The organism is Bacteroides cellulolyticus (genome assembly GCF_025567135.1).
GTDB lineage: Bacteria > Bacteroidota > Bacteroidia > Bacteroidales > Bacteroidaceae > Phocaeicola > Phocaeicola cellulolyticus.
In genome coordinates, this window is the sequence record NZ_JAOQJJ010000003.1 from 1 (window position 1) to 19,696 (window position 19,696).

Below are 19,696 nucleotides of genomic sequence, written 5' to 3' on the forward strand. Positions count from 1 at the left end.
AGGACTGGAAATAGAGGAACAGCTTGTGGTTGACAGGCTGATAAAGGCAGCTGTCGAACCGGATGTAAGAAGGGATATGGATGTTGAGGATGAAATTCTTTCGGAAATAGAATCACGTGACACTACGATAATGATGAAGAATAAGGAGCTGGAGCTTAAGAACAAGGAACTTGAGAGCAAAAGCCAAGAACTTGAGAGCAAGAGCCAGGAACTTGAGAGCAAGAGCCAGGAACTTGAGAGCAAGAGCCAGGAACTAATTTCTAAAAATAAAATGCTAGGAAATATGATAAGCCTCTTAAGGAAACAAGGGCTATCCGATGAAGATATTGCTAAAGAGCTGAATATAGGAATTAATAAACTCTCGGAATATGTATAAAAAAGTGAAATAGATATTGTATCTCACATTGTATTTACGCTTAGCAAACATTGTATGCATACTGCTTGAATGTAGTTTTGAAAATCATACATGTTCACTAAGCGTTATTTTTACTCACCTATAGAAAAGATACAGCCCCCTATACGACATTTGTAAATATTGTATTTATTGATTACTTTTGCATAATAGACAGTAGAATAAATACCAATATACCTAACCAAATAAGATGAAACACAGCAGAATCAAACATATCGCAGGCAATGTCTGTATAACCCTTTCGTTTTTTCTGTTATTATTTATTTCATCATGTTCTAAATCCGAACATGATTTCATTATCGGTGTATCGCAATGTAGCGATGATGAGTGGAGAAACCGAATGAACGACGAGATAAAGCGTGAAGCACTCTTCTACCCTAATCTGAAAATTGAAATAAAGACTGTAAAAGACAATAGTAAAGAACAGATAGAAGATATAGAAGAATTCATTTCAGAAGGAGTTGATCTGCTTATTGTATCACCCAACGAAGCAAAAGCCATTACCCCTGTAGTGGAAAAGGCTTACGATGGGGGTATCCCTGTAGTATTGGTGGACAGGAAAATAGCTTCCGACAAATATACGGCATTTGTTGGAGGTGATAATTATCTGATGGGAGAACAGGTAGGAACATACATAGCCAACAGACTTAACGGAAAAGGCAGAATAGTTGAACTGACCGGACTAAAAGGCTCCACTCCAGCCCTGGAAAGACACAAAGGAATGAACGATGTTCTGAAAAATTATCCTTCTATCGAAATAATTGCTACGGCTGATGCCGCATGGCTGAAAGCAAATGCAGAAAACAAGTTTGATTCAATTCTTTCAATATACAAAGATATCGATCTGGTATTTGCACAAAATGACCCGATGGCTGCCGGTGCCTACGAAGCAGCCAGAAAAAAAGGACGTGAAAAAGAAATGCTCTTTGTCGGTGTTGACGCCCTGGCTGGCGAAAAGCTTGGTGTCGAACTGGTAACCGACAGTATTCTTGACGCTACGTTTATATACCCTACAGGAGGTGACAAAGCTATCCAGGTAGCTATGAACATCTTGGAAAAGAAGAAATACGAAAGGGAAAATCTACTATCATCGGCACTTGTAAACGCCGGAAATGCCAGAATCATGCAGATGCAGACATCACATATCAAGACTTTGGATGACAAAATAAAAATACTGAATGAAAAACTTGATACATACCTTATGAGGTATTCATCACAAAAGATGTTTCTGTATGCATGCATAGTAATAGCCATCCTACTGGCAGTATTACTGTTCTTTGTAGTCAGGGCATACTGGACAAAAATAAGACTTAATGCGGAACTTGCCGAACAGAAACAACAATTGGAAGAGCAAAGGGATCAGCTTATTGACCTTTCACAGAAACTTGAAGAGGCTACAAAAGCAAAGTTGTCTTTCTTCACAAATGTATCTCATGATTTCCGTACTCCTCTCACTCTTATAGCCGATCCTGTGAAACGGTTGATGGAAAGCAAAAACATTAAAGAAGAAGAGAAATTCCTACTCAACATTATAAACAAGAATGTTACCGTTCTACTCAGACTGATAAATCAAATAATGGATTTCCGTAAATTTGAAAACGGAAAGCTGGAAATGCATCTCTCTGAATTCAACATAATGGACTGTATGAAAGAATGGGCAGAGGCGTTTCGTACATTAAGCTACAGAAAACATATCACATTCAGGTTTAATGCAGAAGAAGGCGATTATAATATCATAGCAGATGCAGAGATGATGGAAAGAATAACTTATAACCTGTTGTCGAATGCTTTCAAATTTACACCCGAAAATGGCTGTATAAGCATCTGCTTACGCAGGGGTACTGATAACAAGATTACAATGAAGTTTACTGACACAGGCGCAGGTATGCCTGCAGAACACGTAAAACATATTTTCGAGAGTTTCTACCAGATAGACGTACATCATGCCGGTTCTGGAATAGGTCTTGCACTTGTTAAAGCATTTGTTGAAATGCATCATGGCGAGATTAATGTGGAAAGCACTGAAGGTAGTGGTACTGTATTCACTATCTGTATTCCTGTAAAACAGGATGGAACTGTAACGGGAAGTGTTGATCGTAAAGCTCTGCTTAACAATCTTAAAGAAGGAGCTGTAGTTATGGCAGATCAGGAAAGTCTTAAGGCAGAAAATAATAATGCAGGCAAGAAAGATGTATCGAAAGGAATAGTGCTTGTTATTGACGACAATCAGGATGTCAGGGACTATGTGAAATCGTTACTGGAGGGTGAATATTCTGTAATGGAAGCTGGCAATGGAGAAGAAGGATTGAAACTTGCTATTGCCGGAGTGCCAGACATAATAATCTGTGATGTGATGATGCCAGTAATGGACGGTATGGAATGTTGTCGCCGTCTGAAGGCAGAGCCACGCACATCACACATTCCTGTAATGATGCTCACGGCATACTCAATGGACGAACAGAAGATAAAAGGATATGAATGTGGTGCGGACTCATACATATCCAAACCTTTCAGTTCTGAACTTCTGATGGCAAGACTACATAATCTTATAGATAACCGTAAAAGGCTGAAGGATTTCTTCGGAGACAAGACATTGACCAATGCTACTCCTCTGGCAGATGCAGACAAAGGTTTTGTGGAAAAGCTGCGCCGTCTGATTGAAGAAAATATCGGTAATGCTGATTTCAGCGTAGAAGATATGGGAGAACAGATAGGATTCAGCCGCGTACAGCTGTACAGAAAAGCTAAAGCATTGACAGGATATACACCCAACGAGTTGTTAAGGATAGCAAGGCTTAACAAGGCAAATGCTATAATAAAGACTTCAAGCGAAAAAAGTATATCGGAAATAGCATACGAAGTGGGATTTTCATCGCCATCATACTTCACAAAATGCTATAAAGAGTTTTTTGGAGAAAATCCTACGGATGTATTAAGGAAAAAATAATAATCTTTTTAATTGACGAGCTGACTAACTAGTCGTCAATTAAATTCTATTTCATACCATAATGACCTTTTGCGGAAACTACCACAACAGTAACAATTTCTTCTTCAATGGTATAAATCAAACGATTGTATTTATCAATTTTTCTGCTCCAGAAACCGGAAAGATTTCCTTTCAAGGCCTCAACCTGACCGGTACCTGATGTAGGATGTTCTTGCAGCTCAACAAGAAGTTTTCGGATTTTAATTATAGCTGAAGTATTTCCACTTTTCTTTAATAAGGCTATATCATCTGCAGCCCTATCACTGATTTCAACGATATACATTATCAAAGGTTATTTATGAAATTATTTATATCATCAACAGATTTCAGTACTACCTTTGATTTTGTTTTTCCCCTCTTATACTCATTTACTCTTTCAACCGTTTCATTCAGATTTTCAGGATAAGAGAAAAATTCATCATCACTCGGGCTGGGATTCTGTACCTCTAATTGTAATGTATCGGCTTTTGCTACAAGAATATTCTCAATATATGCCTTTAGGCTTTTTCCTTGTGATGCAGCCATTATGGAAAGTTTCTGTAATGTTTCTACAGGTAAGTCTATATTCTTTCTTTTCTTTTGTAAAGCAACTGTTACCATAATCATATATTTTCTGCAAATATATATAATATACATGATATATATCATATACATTATATTATTTAATCCTAAATATATAAAAAAAGCAAGTTGACGAGACCAGAACCTCGTCAACTTGCCAACTTATATATTTGTTACATATTAGTCCAGATACACATCCGGCAACACAGGCATGGCGCCATTCTGCGTACATACGTATGCAGAGACTTTTACTGCAAGCTCATGAGCCTCACGTACTGACTTTCCTTTAAGAATGGAAGCTACGAATGTAGCGGTAAAGGAATCACCTGCCCCAACTGTGTCGGCAACAACCACTTTCGGCGTCTCTACAAATGAAACACTGCCCGGAGTAAATACATAACTGCCGTTCACTCCGCAGGTGAGTATCAGCATCTTCAGGTTGTACTTGGCCAGGAGGATCCAACATTTGTCCTGAAGGTCGATGCCGGGATAGCCGAACATGCGGCTCACTGTGACGAGTTCTTCATCGTTTATCTTCAGAATGTTGCACTTACGGAATGAATTGCAAAGTATTTCCTTTGTATAAAAACCCTGACGAAGATTGATATCAAATATCTTCAATATATCATCACCATCAGGCATAGCGTCTATAAAACGGTTGATTGTCTCACGAGACACGACACTGCGCTGTGCCAAAGAGCCGAAACATACGGCACGGGTATGGCGGGCCAAATCTTCAAGGGCAGGAGTAAACGGGATATTGTCCCATGCAACACCTTCCTTTATGTCATAACAAGGAACACCTTCGGCATCGAGTTCCACCTGAACGGTTCCTGTAGGATAAGGTACTGTCTCTACTATTCCGTAAAGCTTCTTTTCACGGAAATTTTCAAGTATTTCTGCACCTAGTTTGTCATCACCTACAGCACTTACTACTCGGCTGTTAAGGCCGAATTGTGAAATATGGTATGCAAAATTTGCAGGGGCACCACCCAATTTCTTTCCTTCCGGAAGCACATCCCATAGCGCTTCACCCATTCCTACTACTATATCGTTCATGATATTCAATTAAGTCAATTAAGAATTAAAAATTAAGAATTAAGAACCGACGGTCAACGTAGTTAATCAAGAACCGACGGGCGACAAAGCTAATTAATGAGCACTACTCATTTTTTCAATTTCATGGTGTAGAAGAGTAAGTAGATAACTCCTACTGCCATTACTGCTACCGCTCCGTCCTGACCGGCTGCATCGGAAGCAAATCCCATAAGCAATGGGAATACTGTTCCACCGAAAAGGCCCATTATCATCAAACCTGATATCTCGTTTTTCTTTTCTGGCATTGAAAGAAGAGCCTGAGAGAATATTATCGAGAATACATTTGAATTACCGAAACCTATCAATGCGATGGATGTGTATATCACTGAATCTGCATCTGAAGTCAACAGTCCTACCATTGCAGCAAGCATACAGAGTACACTTATAAGGAAAAACAAACGGGCAGAAACTTTCTGAAGAATAATAGAACCGGAGAAACAGCCGATAGTCCTGAAGATGAAATAAAGGCTGGTCGCAAAAGAAGCCTCATCAAGGCTCATGCCAAGACGTTCCATCAGTATCTTTGGAGCTGTAGTATTGGTTCCGACATCTATACCTACATGACACATTATACCGACAAAACAAAGCAGGATGAAAGGAGAGCCAAGAAGTTTAAGACAATCGGCAAAACCGGATGCCTTGTCGGGACGTTCTTCTTCTATAGGAGTAGCGCCTAGCCAAAGTACGGCTATAACAGCTATTATCATGTATATAGGGAAGAGAATTCTCCAGCCAAGACCAAATGTAGGCATGGCCTGAGTAGCTCCCCACATGGCGATGTATGGTGCCAGAAATGAAGCTATTGCCTTGACAAACTGTCCGAAAGTCAAAGAACTGGCCAACTTGTCACCGCTTATGATATTACTTAATAGCGGATTCAATGATGTCTGCATAAGGGCATTTCCTATACCTAACAAAGAGAATGAACAGAGCATAAGCATATAACTGTCACCGAATATAGGCAGAAGCAATGAAGCGAATGTCACTACAAGACTCAACAGTACTGTTTTCTTACGACCTATACGGTTCATCAGAATTCCGGTCGGTACTGAAAATATCAGAAACCAGAAGAATACCAAGGAAGGGAAGATATTGGCTTGAGAATCACTCAAGCCAAGGTCTGCCTTCACATAATTGGATGCTATTCCCACCAGGTCAACAAAGCCCATGGCGAAAAAGCAGAGCATCACAGGGATTAGTCGAGAAAGGTTATTTTGTGAAGTGGTATTCATAACTATTATAATCCTAATTTATGAATACTCAAGTTCTTAACCTCTGCTTTACCACCCTCTGTATAGAAACGAAGAGAATTATATACTTCTGTCGGGAATACAAGATTTGTCATTGCTATACGTCCTCCGTCAACGAAAAGTTCTACAGAACATTTGTCAACGAAAACGTTAAGATGATATGACTTACCTTCACACAATGAAAGTGGTGCCCATGTTCCCAAAGCGAAATCATTGATATAGTTTATAGATTCTGTCTTGCGGCGGTCATGATTTTCCTTGAAGTGTGGTTCGGCTTTCTCACCAAAAGCGATCAAACCGCTTTCAGTACGATCCATCACAGCACGACCGGATTTCAGATCAAGATAGATTTTTGTCTTCTCACCTTTGGCATTCATTATGTCGAAACCTACTGTCTGAGCCTTACCCGGAACGATATCCATTTCCAATTCAACACCACTGTTCAATCCGTCAGTTATACTGTCTATTACAGTTTCACCTTCTACAGAAAGACTTTCTATATTGCGTGTTGACTTACGAAGAGCTTCAGTTTCTTTCACTACATTTGCAGCCATATATATTTCGCCGTTCTTGGTATAAAGAGAAAGTTCTCTTGGCAATGCATTAGCTCCACGATATTGGCGTATAGGAGTTACGTTGGCGTACTGCCAGTTGCTCATCCATGGAACAGCAATTATACGGTCGCCTGTATTTGAGAAACAAACTGTAGCATAGTGGTCTTTACCGAAATCAAGCCATTTAGTTACACTCTTGTCTGTATCGCATTTGAATTCTTTTCCGTCGAAATCACCGATAAAATATTCAGTAGCGCTACCACCGAAAGGACATCCCGGATTGATGTTTACTATCATAACCCATTTCATGTTGTCCTTGTTGCCGTCAACAGGAAGCTGGATAAAGTCTGGACATTCAAACTGGTTAGGCTGTACACCGTAGCCTTCGCCAAACTGGCTGAGGTATTCCCACTGCTTAAGATCTGTAGAAGAATAGAAACGCATGTTCTTGTCTGCAGAAACTATCATATACCATTTCTGTGCCGGTTCGTACCAGAACACTTTAGGGTCGCGGAAATCCTTCAATCCGTCAAACGGAGTAAGGATAGGATTCTTTTCGTATTTTGTATATGTACGTCCGTTGTCGTTGCTATATGCCATGCACTGTATCTGTCCGTGTTCGTCACTGGCAGATGTATAGAATGCTATCATGGCATCTTTGCCGTAGCCTGCGCTGTTATTCTTGTCTATAACTGTACTTCCTGAGAAGATATGTCCCAATGTATCGCGTGCGATAGCCGGGTCTAGATGTTGCCAGTGTACCAGGTCTTTACTTACAGAGTGTCCCCAGTGCATATTTCCCCATTTTGAGCCATAAGGGTTATACTGGAAATAAAGATGATATTCACCATCCTTGTAAACAAGTCCGTTAGCATCGTTCATCCATCCGTAAAGCGGAGTGTGATGATATTCAGGACGGTAATAATCAGTATTCGATGTATCGAATGTATCAGCAAGAGAGATATTATCCCAGCATACCGCATTGGCAGCTACACGTCCGATAGTAACAACTGCTTCCTTTACTCCCTGTGGTAATGCGAAAGGTACGTAATATTCTACGCTGTCAACAGCCAGACGAACGTCCATTGCCATATCTGCAGGACTTCCTGTATCAAGTTTCACTTTACCCTCATTACAAGATTCCTGAATAGGAAGGATAAGATATTTTGAAGGATTTGTAATATGTACTATTGTTAGAGTATCACCCTGATGTTCAAAGGTAAGACCACTCTTCTGTGGCTGACATGCAGTAAAGGAAACAGCTGCCATAGCCACTGCCAGATGATTGATAATCTTTTTCATGGTTGAATATTTTTTGTTAGTTTATTTTTTCTTTTCTCAGAATTTCAAGCTTGCAGTAAATTCTACAGTGAACGGACGGATATAGCTACCTGCCATTACATGTCCTGCATACTGTCCTGCATCTTCTTTTTCGATAAGTTCAGCACCTGCTATACTACCTTTTGCTCCTGTCTGGTTAAGGAAGTTGACAACAGTACATCCAAGAGCCAGTTTCTTGTTAACCTGCCAATTCAAACCACCGAATGTTTCCCAACGACCGTTGAAATAATATGCATCATTGATGTTTGCATATGTCTTGCTGAAATAACGGAAGCTTGTCCAGATTTTCAGGTCTTTTGTAATCATATAACTTGGGTCGATTTCAACAATCACCTGTGGAATTTCAGCTACGATATTTCCTGTTGCATTAATACTTCCTACATAACCGTCTGAGAATGTAACTGAAGTTTCATATTTCTTGTAAGTCGGTTTCTGATATGTGAACAGGAAGTGAAGATCAAATCCCTTGAACGGACGTGCTACAACGTCAGTTGTCCATCCCAATGTCTTGATATCGTATGTCAGAGGAGCAGCCATGATTTCAGTCTGTCCCGCATCTGTTTTATGCTGAAGATTCAAAGTTGAGTTATTGTTTGTCTTTGAAATATATGAGAAGAGTGATGTCAAACTCAACCATTCATTGTTGTAATATATTCCGGCACGTCCCAAAGGTACAGAAATTTTGTCAACGTTAGGCAATGTAGCCGGAGCGAAATTCTCGATTTTCGGATGCTGTGTGATATAAGTGAAGTCACCTGTGAAACCGAACTGTTTTGTCAACTTATATGTTGCAGCTGCAGTAAGAGCATAGTTCAACCAGTCATAGCTCATAGGAGTTGCAGCAATTTTTGTAACACCGTCAGGAGCTGTTGTACCAAGATTATAATTTGCGAAGCGTCCTACATAATTACCATTTGCATCTTTTACAGCTGCATTCTCACCACGCAATGCCTGATATTCAAGACGTGCACCGTAGTAAACATTCAGGAAATCTGTGATATCCCAGTCATGAGTAAAGTAAAGTGCAAGTTTGTTTTCATATCCGTTGTAATACTCCGAAGCATTCTTGTTCAGGTCGTAATAATAACCATTGCCTGCGTATGTGCGGCTAGCATATGAAGCATAATCTGTATTGTACAGTCTTACAGGATAGCTGCCGTCTGAAGGGACAGACTGATCGTACATTGTTGTACTTGAGCTGTAATCTACATCGTAATACCATTCGTTAAGACCTAATCTCCATGTACCATTGTTCAACTTTCTAGAAAGCTCTGTAGTAAACATGAATGAATCGATAAATCCACGGTTCAGACATGACATTCGGCTCTGTACATATTCGCCTGTATAAGGCTGCATGCTTCCATCGGCTGCTTCGTACTGATAATTGATACCTGCTTCGTTTTTATCAAGTGACATCGGTGACTGATATACCAGCGAACCGGTAGAATGATCATACTTCATAACTGTCTTCCAGTTCAAGCCGTTGTCCCATGAATAATCGTTCATCAATGTCACTACATGACCGATATTTTCTGTAGCATCGTATAAGTTAGTCTTTTTCACTTCTCCTGTACGCATGTCACGATACACCATTTCATTATCCATAGGAAGATATGATGCAGTACCGAGAGTAAAATCGCCGAATTCACGTACACTACCGTCGCCTACATATACGAATGGAGCAGACTGAGTGGCAAATGTATATACCGGATGGCTCTTTGAGAAATTATAAAGTGCAGTGAAAGCACCTCTGTTATTATTATATTTCTTTGTGATTGCAAATTTATATATCTGTGTACGGTCCTGGAACGGAGTTGCCTTAATATCGAATGTTCCCGGATCGAAGTCCTGATACATGCTGGCGCTGTATAACCAACCTTTACCAAGTCCGCCGTTAAGGTTAAGCGAAACTTCCTGCATTCCGAAGTGATTGGTCTTATAATTTAAAGTACCGTTGAATTTATCCTGACCAAGCTGAGTAAAAGAGTTTACGGCATAACCGATGTTACCTGTAGTCACAGCTGTTTCTGAGATTTTAAGCAATCCCACATGGCTAAGGCTGGCATCAGCACGCCAAAGAGAGTTCACACTGTGAGGGTTAGTAGCATAAGTAACGGGAATACCGTTTTCAAGAACGTTCACATCGGCCGAAGGAAGACCAATCTGGATTTCACGAGGACCGTTAGCACTTGCGGCATTAAGCATAACGTTTCTGTTTGCTTCTTCCTTTTTGCTGTCACTGTTTTCATTTTTCTCTTGTGCATAAGAAGTTGCACATGCAATGGCAAGTAATAGTACTGCCGAATTCATTCTCTTCAATAGTTGTTTCTGTTCTGCCTTCATAGCATTCACATTGTTCTAGTAGTTTATGTTTTTTGCAAATGTATGAAGAAGTAAAACAAAGATTTATAACAAATGTTTCATACAAAATAAAAAATGTTTCATGCAACATTTGTATATGTACATGAAACATTTTTAGGAAGATACTAATCTTTCTAATTTTAAGACATAAAACCCTATTAAACAATAAAATGCTCTTAACTTCTTAGTCCAGATATACATCTGGCAGTACAGGCATTGCACCATTCTGTGTACATACGTATGCCGACACTTTTACAGCAAGCTCATGAGCCTCACGTACTGACTTTCCTTTAAGAATGGAAGCTACAAATGTAGCGGTAAAGGAATCACCTGCCCCTACTGTGTCGGCTACAACTACTTTCGGTGTCTCTACAAATGAAACACTGCCGGGAGTAAATACATAACTGCCGTTCACTCCGCAAGTCAGTATCAGCATCTTCAAGTTATATTTGGCAAGGAGAATCCAGCATTTGTCCTGAAGGTCAATACCGGGATATCCGAACATACGGCTCACTGTAACGAGCTCTTCATCATTTATCTTAAGTATATTACACTTACTGAATGAATGGCAAAGGATTTCCTTGGTATAAAAGCCCTGACGAAGATTGATATCAAATATCTTCAATATATCATCACCTTCGGGCATAGCGTCAAGGAAACGGTTGATTGTCTCACGAGACACGACGCTGCGCTGTGCCAAAGAGCCGAAACATACCGCACGCGTATGGCGAGCCAAATCTTCAAGACCCGGAGTAAACGGTATATTATCCCATGCGACACCTTCCTTTATGTCATAACAGGGAACACCTTCAGCATCCAGTTCTACCTGAACGGTTCCTGTCGGATAAGGTACTGGCTCTACTATTCCGAAAAGTTTCTTTTCACGGAAGTTTTCAAGTATTTCGGTGCCAAGTTTGTCATCGCCTACGGCACTTACTACACGGCTGTTAAGACCGAACTGTGATATATGGTATGCAAAGTTTGCAGGGGCACCACCCAATTTCTTTCCTTCAGGAAGCACATCCCATAGTGCTTCACCCATTCCTACTACTAAATCATTCATAATGTGTTATTTTTTAAGTTTCATGGTATAAATCAATAAATAAATCACTCCTACTGCCATTACTGCTACTGCTCCGTCCTGACCGGCTGCATCGGAAGCAAATCCCATAAGTAATGGGAATACCGTTCCACCGAAAAGACCCATTATCATCAAACCTGATATCTCGTTTTTCTTTTCTGGCATTGAAAGCAAAGCTTGGGAGAAGATTATTGAGAAGACATTTGAATTGCCGAAACCTATCAGAGCGATTGATGTATATATCACTGAATCGACATCAGAAGTCAGCAGTCCAACCATGGCAGCAAGCATACAGAGGACACTTATCAGGAAAAACAAACGTGCAGAAACCTTCTGAAGGATTATTGAACCCGAAAAACAGCCGATGGTACGGAAGATGAAATAAAGGCTAGTAGCAAAAGATGACTCATCAAGACTCATACCCAGGCGTTCCATCAATATCTTCGGAGCAGTGGTATTCGTTCCCACATCGATTCCGACATGACACATTATGCCGACAAAACAAAGCAGAATAAAAGGTGAACCAAGAAGTTTAAGACAATCGGCAAAACCGGATGCCTTGTCAGGACGTTCTTCTTCTATTGGTGTAGCAGAAAGCCAGAGAACAGCTATTACGGCTATTATCATATAGATGGGGAAAAGCACACGCCATCCCAAGCCGAAACTTGGCATTGCCTGAGTGGCTCCCCACATGGCTATGTAAGGGGCCAGGAATGAAGCTATGGCTTTTACGAACTGTCCGAATGTCAAGGAACTGGCAAGTTTATCTCCACTTATAATGTTGCTTAACAGCGGATTCAATGATGTCTGCATAAGGGCATTTCCTATACCCAACAAGGAGAATGAACAGAGCATCAGCATGTAACTGTCGCCGAATATTGGCAGAAGTAATGAAGCAAATGTTACAACAAGGCTTAACAGTACTGTTTTCTTACGGCCTATACGGTTCATCAGAATTCCGGTCGGCACCGAGAATATAAGAAACCAGAAGAATACCAAGGAAGGGAAGATGTTGGCCTGAGAATCACTCAAGCCAAGATCTGCCTTCACATAATTGGATGCTATTCCCACCAGGTCGACAAAACCCATGGCGAAGAAACAAAGCATCACGGGAATTAATTTATTTAGTTTTACTGTAGCCATATTACTTTATCTGATATATATTTATATTTTTAACCTTATACCTATTGCCGTCACTTTCAAATGTAATCATATCGTATGGTGCTGACGGGAACACACAGTTTGTCATAACGAATTCTCCATTATTGACAAAAGCCTCTACACTGGACTTGTCGACAAACAGACGAAGCTTCAATTCCTTGGATTTGCTTACAGGCATTTCTGTCACTGCAGGGAAATCTTTACTGAAAGATACTTCACCACTCTTCGAACGGTCCATTGCTAAAGTTTTTTTCACCGTATCATATGTTATCAGGACTTTCTCTCCTTTTCCGTTTGAAAGAGTGAATGATACTTCTTTTGATTTGCCCGGATTGATTGAGAGTTCTACTTCGTAAGCTCCGTTACCACTCTGTGGTGACAGTGATATTGTTTCAGCTTTGGCTACATTTACTGCCTTTATCTGTCTGCCATCTTTTCTTGCTTCAACCATTTCCTTACAAGGCTCCGATTTCAGGAATATGCTTCCATTCTGTTTGAAAAGAGACAAATCGCGGGCTATGGTATTTGCGCTGCGGTACTGGAGTGTCGGAACATTATTTGCATACTGCCAGTTACTCATCCAACCAATGGCTATACATCTTCCGTCAGGAGCATTGTTCCATGTCACTGTAGCATAATGGTCCTTACCGTAATCCATCCATTTGGTTTCTTCAGGATAATTGTTTGTAAAAGTGCTGCCGTCAAAATCGCCTACAAAATACTGTGTAGCCGAGCCGCCGAAAGGACCTCCGGGATTGATATTGCATATAAGCACCCATTTCTTTTCCTTAGTACCTTCTACCGGGAGTTCCACCAGATCCGGACATTCCCATACTCCTCCATGACATCCATAACCTTCACCAAACTCACTTTCCTTAGTCCAGTCCTTCAGATTCTTTGACGAATAAATTTCCATGTGCTGACCTACAGCAAGCATCATAACCCAATGTTCTTTTGGTGCATACCAGAACACTTTCGGATCGCGGAAATCTTTTTCTGAAGATGTCAAAATAGGATTATTCTCATATTTAATAAATGTCTTACCATTGTCAAGACTATAAACCATACTCTGTGTCTGGCAGTCACCCCATGGAGTTTGTTTTGCTGAAGTATAGAATGCCACCACAGCGCCTTCGCCGAAGCCAGATGTATTGTTATGGTCAACCACACACGAGCCGCTGAAAATTGTTCCTATGGCATCGGGAGCAATTGCAACACCTTCATTTTTCCAGTTCACCAGGTCAGTAGAAGTAGAATGTCCCCAATGCATGTTTCCCCACATTGATCCGTAAGGGTTGTACTGGAAATACAGATGATAGACTCCATCCTTGTAGAACATTCCGTTAGGGTCATTCATCCATCCGTATGCTGGGGTATGATGATATGAAGGGCGGAATTTCTCTACACTAATCGACATATCGTCTGACTCTTTTATATCATTCCAACAAACAGAGTTCGAAGGAACACCCCTGACTATCATAATAAGACTGTCCTTGTCGAATTGTGACAAGTCAACCGGTACATAATAATCAGTCTTGCCACGAGATAGACGCACCTTCTGAACGTATTCTGTCAGGCTGCTGTTCTGATATACAAAATCTATCTCTCCTTCCGGTGCAGAGTCTTCCACCGGAATCAGCAGAAACTTTTTCTCCGGACTGATGTAAACGAAATTATTTTCGTTACCAAGATTTTTAACCCTGATTGCTGAATTCGCGTCCTGTATCCCCAAAGAGAATGCAAGCGACACGCAAAGGGCTGTGATTTTCATGCTATTCATATTTATTCTAATAATAGTTAATTCACAAATTTACTGTTTATTCCATACACTTTTTATATTCCAGGCCTTAAGACTGACTTTAGCAGTATTTCCATTCTCGGAGTATAATTCTACTCCTGTCTGATTATCACCGGGGAAAGTCAGTAAAGAGAAAACCAATTTTCCGTCACCGGCAAAAATCTCTACACTAGACTTATCTACAAAAATATGCAGTCTGAGTTTGCCGTCGGCAAGCGGAATATGTCCGTTCATCTTACGACTGAATCTCGGGATATCCTCCGAAGTACAGCTGGTTCTGTCGACAGTCAATAATGAAACCCTTGAGTCATATCTTACAGGAAGGCTGCGACCGTCGCCTGTACAAAGATTCAGACCTATCACATCGGGCTCAGTGAGAGTAAATGTCACATCCATCTCGTATACATTCTGTTCAGGAACGAAAGACGGTATTGCCATACTGCCTTTTCGGACTACTCCACTGTATTCTTTTTTATTTGTACGCAGTTTCTTCAGTTTGTCAAACGGTTTCTGAACCATGCGTACTCCATCAGGATATGTCTTTAAAGATATAGTGCGCGGAATAGACCAAAATCCAAAGCCTCTGGAGGCAGGTATTTCGCCCCTGGCATAATCCCAATTATTCATCCACCCCATCCATACAGTTTCATCAAGTGTACCGTCATAATCTTTAAAAGCTCTGGCAGCATAGAAGTCACTTCCTTCGTCCACCCATAAGGCATGCTCCATATTGTTAGTCATCAGCTCGTCAGAGAACATTATATGGTCAACACTGATAAAACCGAAATCCTCGCCGTCATAATCGTCATTTATCCTTATTCTGGCCTTACTTCCAATATAGTCTGAAACATTCCATCCATTCCATTTCAGATATGAAGAATTGCCGCCGGTAGCTGTTCTTACTACAGAATCATTGACAAGCAAATCAATACATGTCTTTCCGGGATGATTTCCGCCGGCAATAAGAAAGTTAATTGCCGTCGATGATATTACAAACTCCGGAGAAAGCAATGTTCCTTTCATTCTATCACCTCCACCGTATGACGAAGCCATACCCGAGCCAAGATGAGCAGAAGTGTTATTTCTGCGGGGCGACATCCAGAATGCCTCACCTTTGTATTTCCAATCTCCATAGTCATTCGCATCGAAATCTGCAAAGACATCACCTTTGAGTCCTTTACCTTCAAGCAGAAATTCTCTGCAATCTTCGTCCAACTCGAAAGATTTACCGTTGAAAGTACCAATAAAATACTGTCCTTTATTAGGACCAACAGATGTCATCAGTACCCATTTCCTATTGCTGGAATCTCCATCCAAAGGCAACTCATAGATATCAGGACATTCCCATATATTCTCGCACGACCCCAACTGTCCGAAATCACTCATCCAATCCCACTGCTTCAAATCTGCTGAAGAATAGAATCTGATTTTTCTCTCTATAGGCAAAGCTATCACCATTACCCATTTCTGCTCCGGCTCATACCAGAAGACCGTAGGATCGCGAAAATCCTCATAATTTATATCAAGCACAGGATTGCCTTCATAATAATGCATCAATCCGTCATCACCTTCTACTGAAAGTCCCTGCGACTGGATTTTATTTTTCTTATTTGCCATGGTATAGACAGCAATCACCTTGTCTTTGCCAAACGACGCTGTATTGTTCTTGTCGACTACACAGGAGCCGGTGTAATACATAAAACTGTTGTCATCGCCTACTACTGCTCTGGAAGCAGTTTCATTATAAGTCGTAAAATCTTCAGTGTAAGCTCTACCCCACCAAAACAAATTAAACTTTCCTTTATTATAAATCAATCCGCACGGGTCACCAATTCCACCTTTCTTGGGAGCAAAATGATAAACAGACCTGTAACTTTCATTATACTGAGAATATGAGACTGAAGAAAAAAGCGAAAAAGCCAATAGTGCAAATATTATTCTCATGTCCTTTAGATTAATAAGTTTTAGACTTTGAAACAAGCTACAACTGCCGTCTGCGGCTGTTTATCTAAAAAAAACCTAAACATAATAAAGATAAACAGCACGGAACGAACAGCAATAATTAATTATAGTCTATTTAATAATACATTACTTTCAAATCACTGACAGAAATATTTCCATCATAACAGTTGATAGACCAACAATTTTTCTGTATGCCATATACTCTGTTAGTATATGCCAGAACATCATTGATATATACTACACACACTGAATTATCCGTAAAGACTGTAACATTATATGTATTGTCGGCAGGTGATTCGAACGTATAGCTGTCTGCACCAGCTATAAATCCCATTCCCAAATTTCCTTCTTCCTCAAAATTCAGTTTTTTCTTACTTTCTCCTTCCGGATTTATAACCATGCTGTAGAATTTGTCTGAATCAGTACCACGGCATAAAGAAAATCCGAACTTGTCTGAGGCATCAGAGACCGAAACCTTAAATGTTATCTTGTTGTGTACATTAAGTCTGTTAAACAATACATAACCGCCAGAGGATAATGAATATGTTTCATTATTAATCTGAACACCTTCTTCTGATTGAGCCATAACTTTAATTTCTGATGTTTTAGCATATTTATCAGATATACCGTCAATAGCACCAAGTGTAATGGTTCCATTCTCATGTTGGATCAGTTTATGAGCAACCAAAGCCCCTGCCCACTGCGGTTCCGCAGGTGCAGCACCTACAGCTGTGTTATTATTACCCTCTCTAGTGGGACACCATCCCCAAATATACCTTTCAGTACCATTAGAGGCTGTTTTCCCTGCATAAAACCCTCTTGAATCAAGAAAGCCTTCATGAGCATCAGGCCAAACAGCATTGTCATTAAGTGTAGAATTCTTTAATTCATCAAGAGTACGTCCTTTGAAATATTGTACTCTTCTTATAGCAGAGTGTTTCTCAGAATATATCATGTACCACCAATCACCCATTTTGAAGATATCCGGACATTCATAGAATCTGTCCCACATCATTGTCATGAAAACTCCGTTATCCTGCCAATTTATCAAATCTTCAGACAAAAACTCAACTAAAGACCCTTTACCGTTTTTCATTGTTGATACTATCATGTGATACTTTCCGTCATCACCTTTAAACACAAAAGGATCACGGAAGTTTTTTACATCATATCCATATTGTCCCCCCTGAAGATAAAAAGTATTATCTTTGATCCATGTCTTAAAATCAGATGATGTAGCAAGCATTATAACTTCTTGTGCAGATGTATGACCTGTATAAAAAGTATAATACTGCTTATTTCCTTCATTATAAATAGTTGAACCAGTACCTATTGCTGCATCAGCATCTGTTCTTGAGCCGTATGGTATTAATTCACCCATTGATGTATAAGAAGACATATCAGATGTCGAAACAGCCCATATTGGATGATAAGTATATTCAGGATTAGGACGAAAATCCTGAAGATACAGAATTTTGAAGTCTCCCGCAACCGGATCGTAGAAAGGCATCGGGTCACCTACATAACCTACATAAGGCTGATAGTACGTTCCGAAAGTTTTCTCATCGGTTGAAGAGAAGTAATTTGTTGTACCATCCCAGTCCTTTTGTGTAAGGACTGGAGATTCATCGTCACAGCTTGCAAATGACATTGCCATAGAAGCCAATAGTAAAGCATATATCATATTTTTCATAACCTTTTAGATTTGATTATTCACCCTTTAAATAATTGATTGCATTTTCTGTTAATTTAGCCACATTACCGTGATATCTATCGCCCGAAGCATCAACTCCATAAGAATACCAGTCATAACATCCTGAGCCTATACATACGATACCGCCTCTACCATTATTTGGAAGATATTCCCAAGCAACAACAGCACCGTCACCTCCATTTCCAATAGCTTTTGCTCCGTGTAGAATTTCCCAATCAGCTTCTGTAGGATAACCACCCCAATCGGAACCAATGTGCCATTGTGCGGTACTGTTAGTTATTCTATATCCTGCATCACAAGTATACACTTTATCACTTTCTCCAGAATTCATTACAAGATTCTGATAAAGAGCATGTTCCGTATTACCTTGAATGAAGAAACTCCAAGGTCCGGAAGTTATTTCACCACTTTCTTCAACCTGTCCCCAGCAATTATTAGGATTATTTCCATCTAATGTAGCACCTAATTTTACGGCATAATAGGAAGCAAACCTAGTCAGCAACAAACTACCGCCAGCTTCGTAGAAATCCTTTATTTTCTGTATGGCAGTCAGTGAAGAAGCTGCATTCTGATCAAATTTATCCATATTGTCTATTCCGCCGTCAATATGAAGATGCCACCACATAACTTTACATGAACTTAAATCTACAACTCCTTTAGCAATATCATCAAACGAAACATACTGTGAGGAAGGAACATTTAAAAGCATCCAGTTTGCAGCCTCTTTTTCTTCAGAATTTAAAGATTCAACATTCTCTGCCAAACCTACATAAAGGACTTCTGCAGCATCTGATTGTATTACAGAAACCGTATAAGTAGTTCTAGCTGTGTTGTTCTCAACCACAAATTCAACAGGAGAGGAATAGTCCAAATTGCTGTAGTTTTCCGGGGAAACAATTACAGTTCCTTCATTCATCTCAATATTTGCAGTAAGGGAAGAAATATTTTCGGAAGTAGGAATTCTTACTGTTATAACATTTGTTTCATGATTTATAACTCCAATATATCCATTCAGCTTAAATGATAATATTTTTGCCTCATCATGCTTTACATTTATTGTATAATCAAAAAAAGCATCCCCATTAACAACACGTACGCTTTGTGAAAAAGAGAAATTCACTATATCACCAGTCTTTATTGTAGCTTCTGCTCCTTCCGACAATTCCAACTGACTGACAGTCATAGCTTCTGTATCGTATGCATAAGGAACACCTATGGTTATACTGGCGTTCTTATTGTCTATAACCCCTTCATACTGGTCGTCAAGAACAATTTTATTGATAAATGTGTCTCCATCCAATGAAAGACTTTTATTCTCATTATTATCGCACCCAGACACAACAATCATGAACAATGCCAAGGACAATAGATACAGTTTATTTATATATGTTTTCATAATCATTCTCTTTTTAAAATA

Annotated in this window: 13 protein-coding genes and 1 pseudogene; 2 read left to right on the forward strand and 12 right to left on the reverse strand. The window is 39.9% G+C overall.

The window, feature by feature from the left end; translation table 11 throughout:
• Together OCV82_RS04655 and OCV82_RS04660 are read left to right on the forward strand one after the other, a co-directional pair.
• Nucleotides 1-376, forward strand: a pseudogene (locus OCV82_RS04655) (hypothetical protein); the annotation flags it as partial.
• 226 nt (nt 377-602) lie between these two features.
• Nucleotides 603-3,359: a substrate-binding domain-containing protein gene (locus OCV82_RS04660; protein ID WP_154043366.1), complete on the forward strand. Its 2,757-nt coding sequence runs from the start codon at nt 603-605 to the stop codon at nt 3,357-3,359.
• A gap of 46 nt (nt 3,360-3,405) precedes the next feature.
• On the opposite strand, the gene OCV82_RS04665 is transcribed toward OCV82_RS04660, so the two are convergent.
• The 12 genes from OCV82_RS04665 to OCV82_RS04720 all read right to left on the reverse strand — a co-directional run bounded on the left by OCV82_RS04665 (nt 3,406) and on the right by OCV82_RS04720 (nt 19,675).
• The gene (locus OCV82_RS04665; RefSeq protein WP_262543082.1) at nt 3,406-3,684 is read right to left on the reverse strand and encodes a Txe/YoeB family addiction module toxin; all 279 of its coding nucleotides are present in this window, start codon (nt 3,682-3,684) and stop codon (nt 3,406-3,408) included.
• Entirely contained in the window at nt 3,684-3,998 is a 315-nt protein-coding gene (locus OCV82_RS04670; protein ID WP_154043368.1) for a hypothetical protein, read from the reverse strand. The genes OCV82_RS04665 and OCV82_RS04670 overlap by 1 nt, the downstream gene beginning before the upstream one ends.
• A gap of 141 nt (nt 3,999-4,139) precedes the next feature.
• On the reverse strand, nt 4,140-5,018 hold the full coding sequence (locus OCV82_RS04675; protein WP_154043369.1) for a carbohydrate kinase family protein: 879 nt from the start codon (nt 5,016-5,018) through the stop codon (nt 4,140-4,142).
• A gap of 107 nt (nt 5,019-5,125) precedes the next feature.
• The gene (locus OCV82_RS04680) at nt 5,126-6,289 is read right to left on the reverse strand and encodes an MFS transporter (RefSeq protein WP_154043370.1); all 1,164 of its coding nucleotides are present in this window, start codon (nt 6,287-6,289) and stop codon (nt 5,126-5,128) included.
• 5 nt (nt 6,290-6,294) lie between these two features.
• Complete coding sequence (locus OCV82_RS04685) at nt 6,295-8,163, reverse strand: GH32 C-terminal domain-containing protein (RefSeq protein WP_154043371.1); 1,869 nt, start codon at nt 8,161-8,163, stop codon at nt 6,295-6,297.
• A gap of 36 nt (nt 8,164-8,199) precedes the next feature.
• Nucleotides 8,200-10,545, reverse strand: coding sequence for a TonB-dependent receptor (locus OCV82_RS04690; protein ID WP_154043372.1), 2,346 nt, complete (start codon nt 10,543-10,545; stop codon nt 8,200-8,202).
• A gap of 202 nt (nt 10,546-10,747) precedes the next feature.
• Entirely contained in the window at nt 10,748-11,626 is an 879-nt protein-coding gene (locus OCV82_RS04695) for a carbohydrate kinase family protein (protein WP_154043373.1), read from the reverse strand.
• Nucleotides 11,627-11,632: 6 nt separating this feature from the next.
• Nucleotides 11,633-12,787, reverse strand: a complete 1,155-nt coding sequence (locus tag OCV82_RS04700) for an MFS transporter (protein ID WP_154043374.1) — start codon at nt 12,785-12,787, stop codon at nt 11,633-11,635.
• 1 nt (nt 12,788) lies between these two features.
• Nucleotides 12,789-14,576 carry a GH32 C-terminal domain-containing protein gene (locus OCV82_RS04705; RefSeq protein WP_262542959.1) on the reverse strand — a complete coding sequence of 596 codons (1,788 nt, stop codon included), beginning with the start codon at nt 14,574-14,576 and terminating at the stop codon, nt 12,789-12,791.
• 39 nt (nt 14,577-14,615) lie between these two features.
• Nucleotides 14,616-16,547, reverse strand: a complete 1,932-nt coding sequence (locus OCV82_RS04710; RefSeq protein WP_154043376.1) for a glycoside hydrolase family 32 protein — start codon at nt 16,545-16,547, stop codon at nt 14,616-14,618.
• Nucleotides 16,548-16,680: 133 nt separating this feature from the next.
• The gene (locus OCV82_RS04715; RefSeq protein ID WP_154043377.1) at nt 16,681-18,258 is read right to left on the reverse strand and encodes a glycoside hydrolase family 32 protein; all 1,578 of its coding nucleotides are present in this window, start codon (nt 18,256-18,258) and stop codon (nt 16,681-16,683) included.
• 16 nt (nt 18,259-18,274) lie between these two features.
• Nucleotides 18,275-19,675 (reverse strand): DUF4960 domain-containing protein, encoded by a 1,401-nt coding sequence (locus OCV82_RS04720; protein ID WP_154043378.1) that lies wholly within the window; start codon nt 19,673-19,675, stop codon nt 18,275-18,277.
• Between the last annotated feature and the right edge of the window lie 21 nt (nt 19,676-19,696).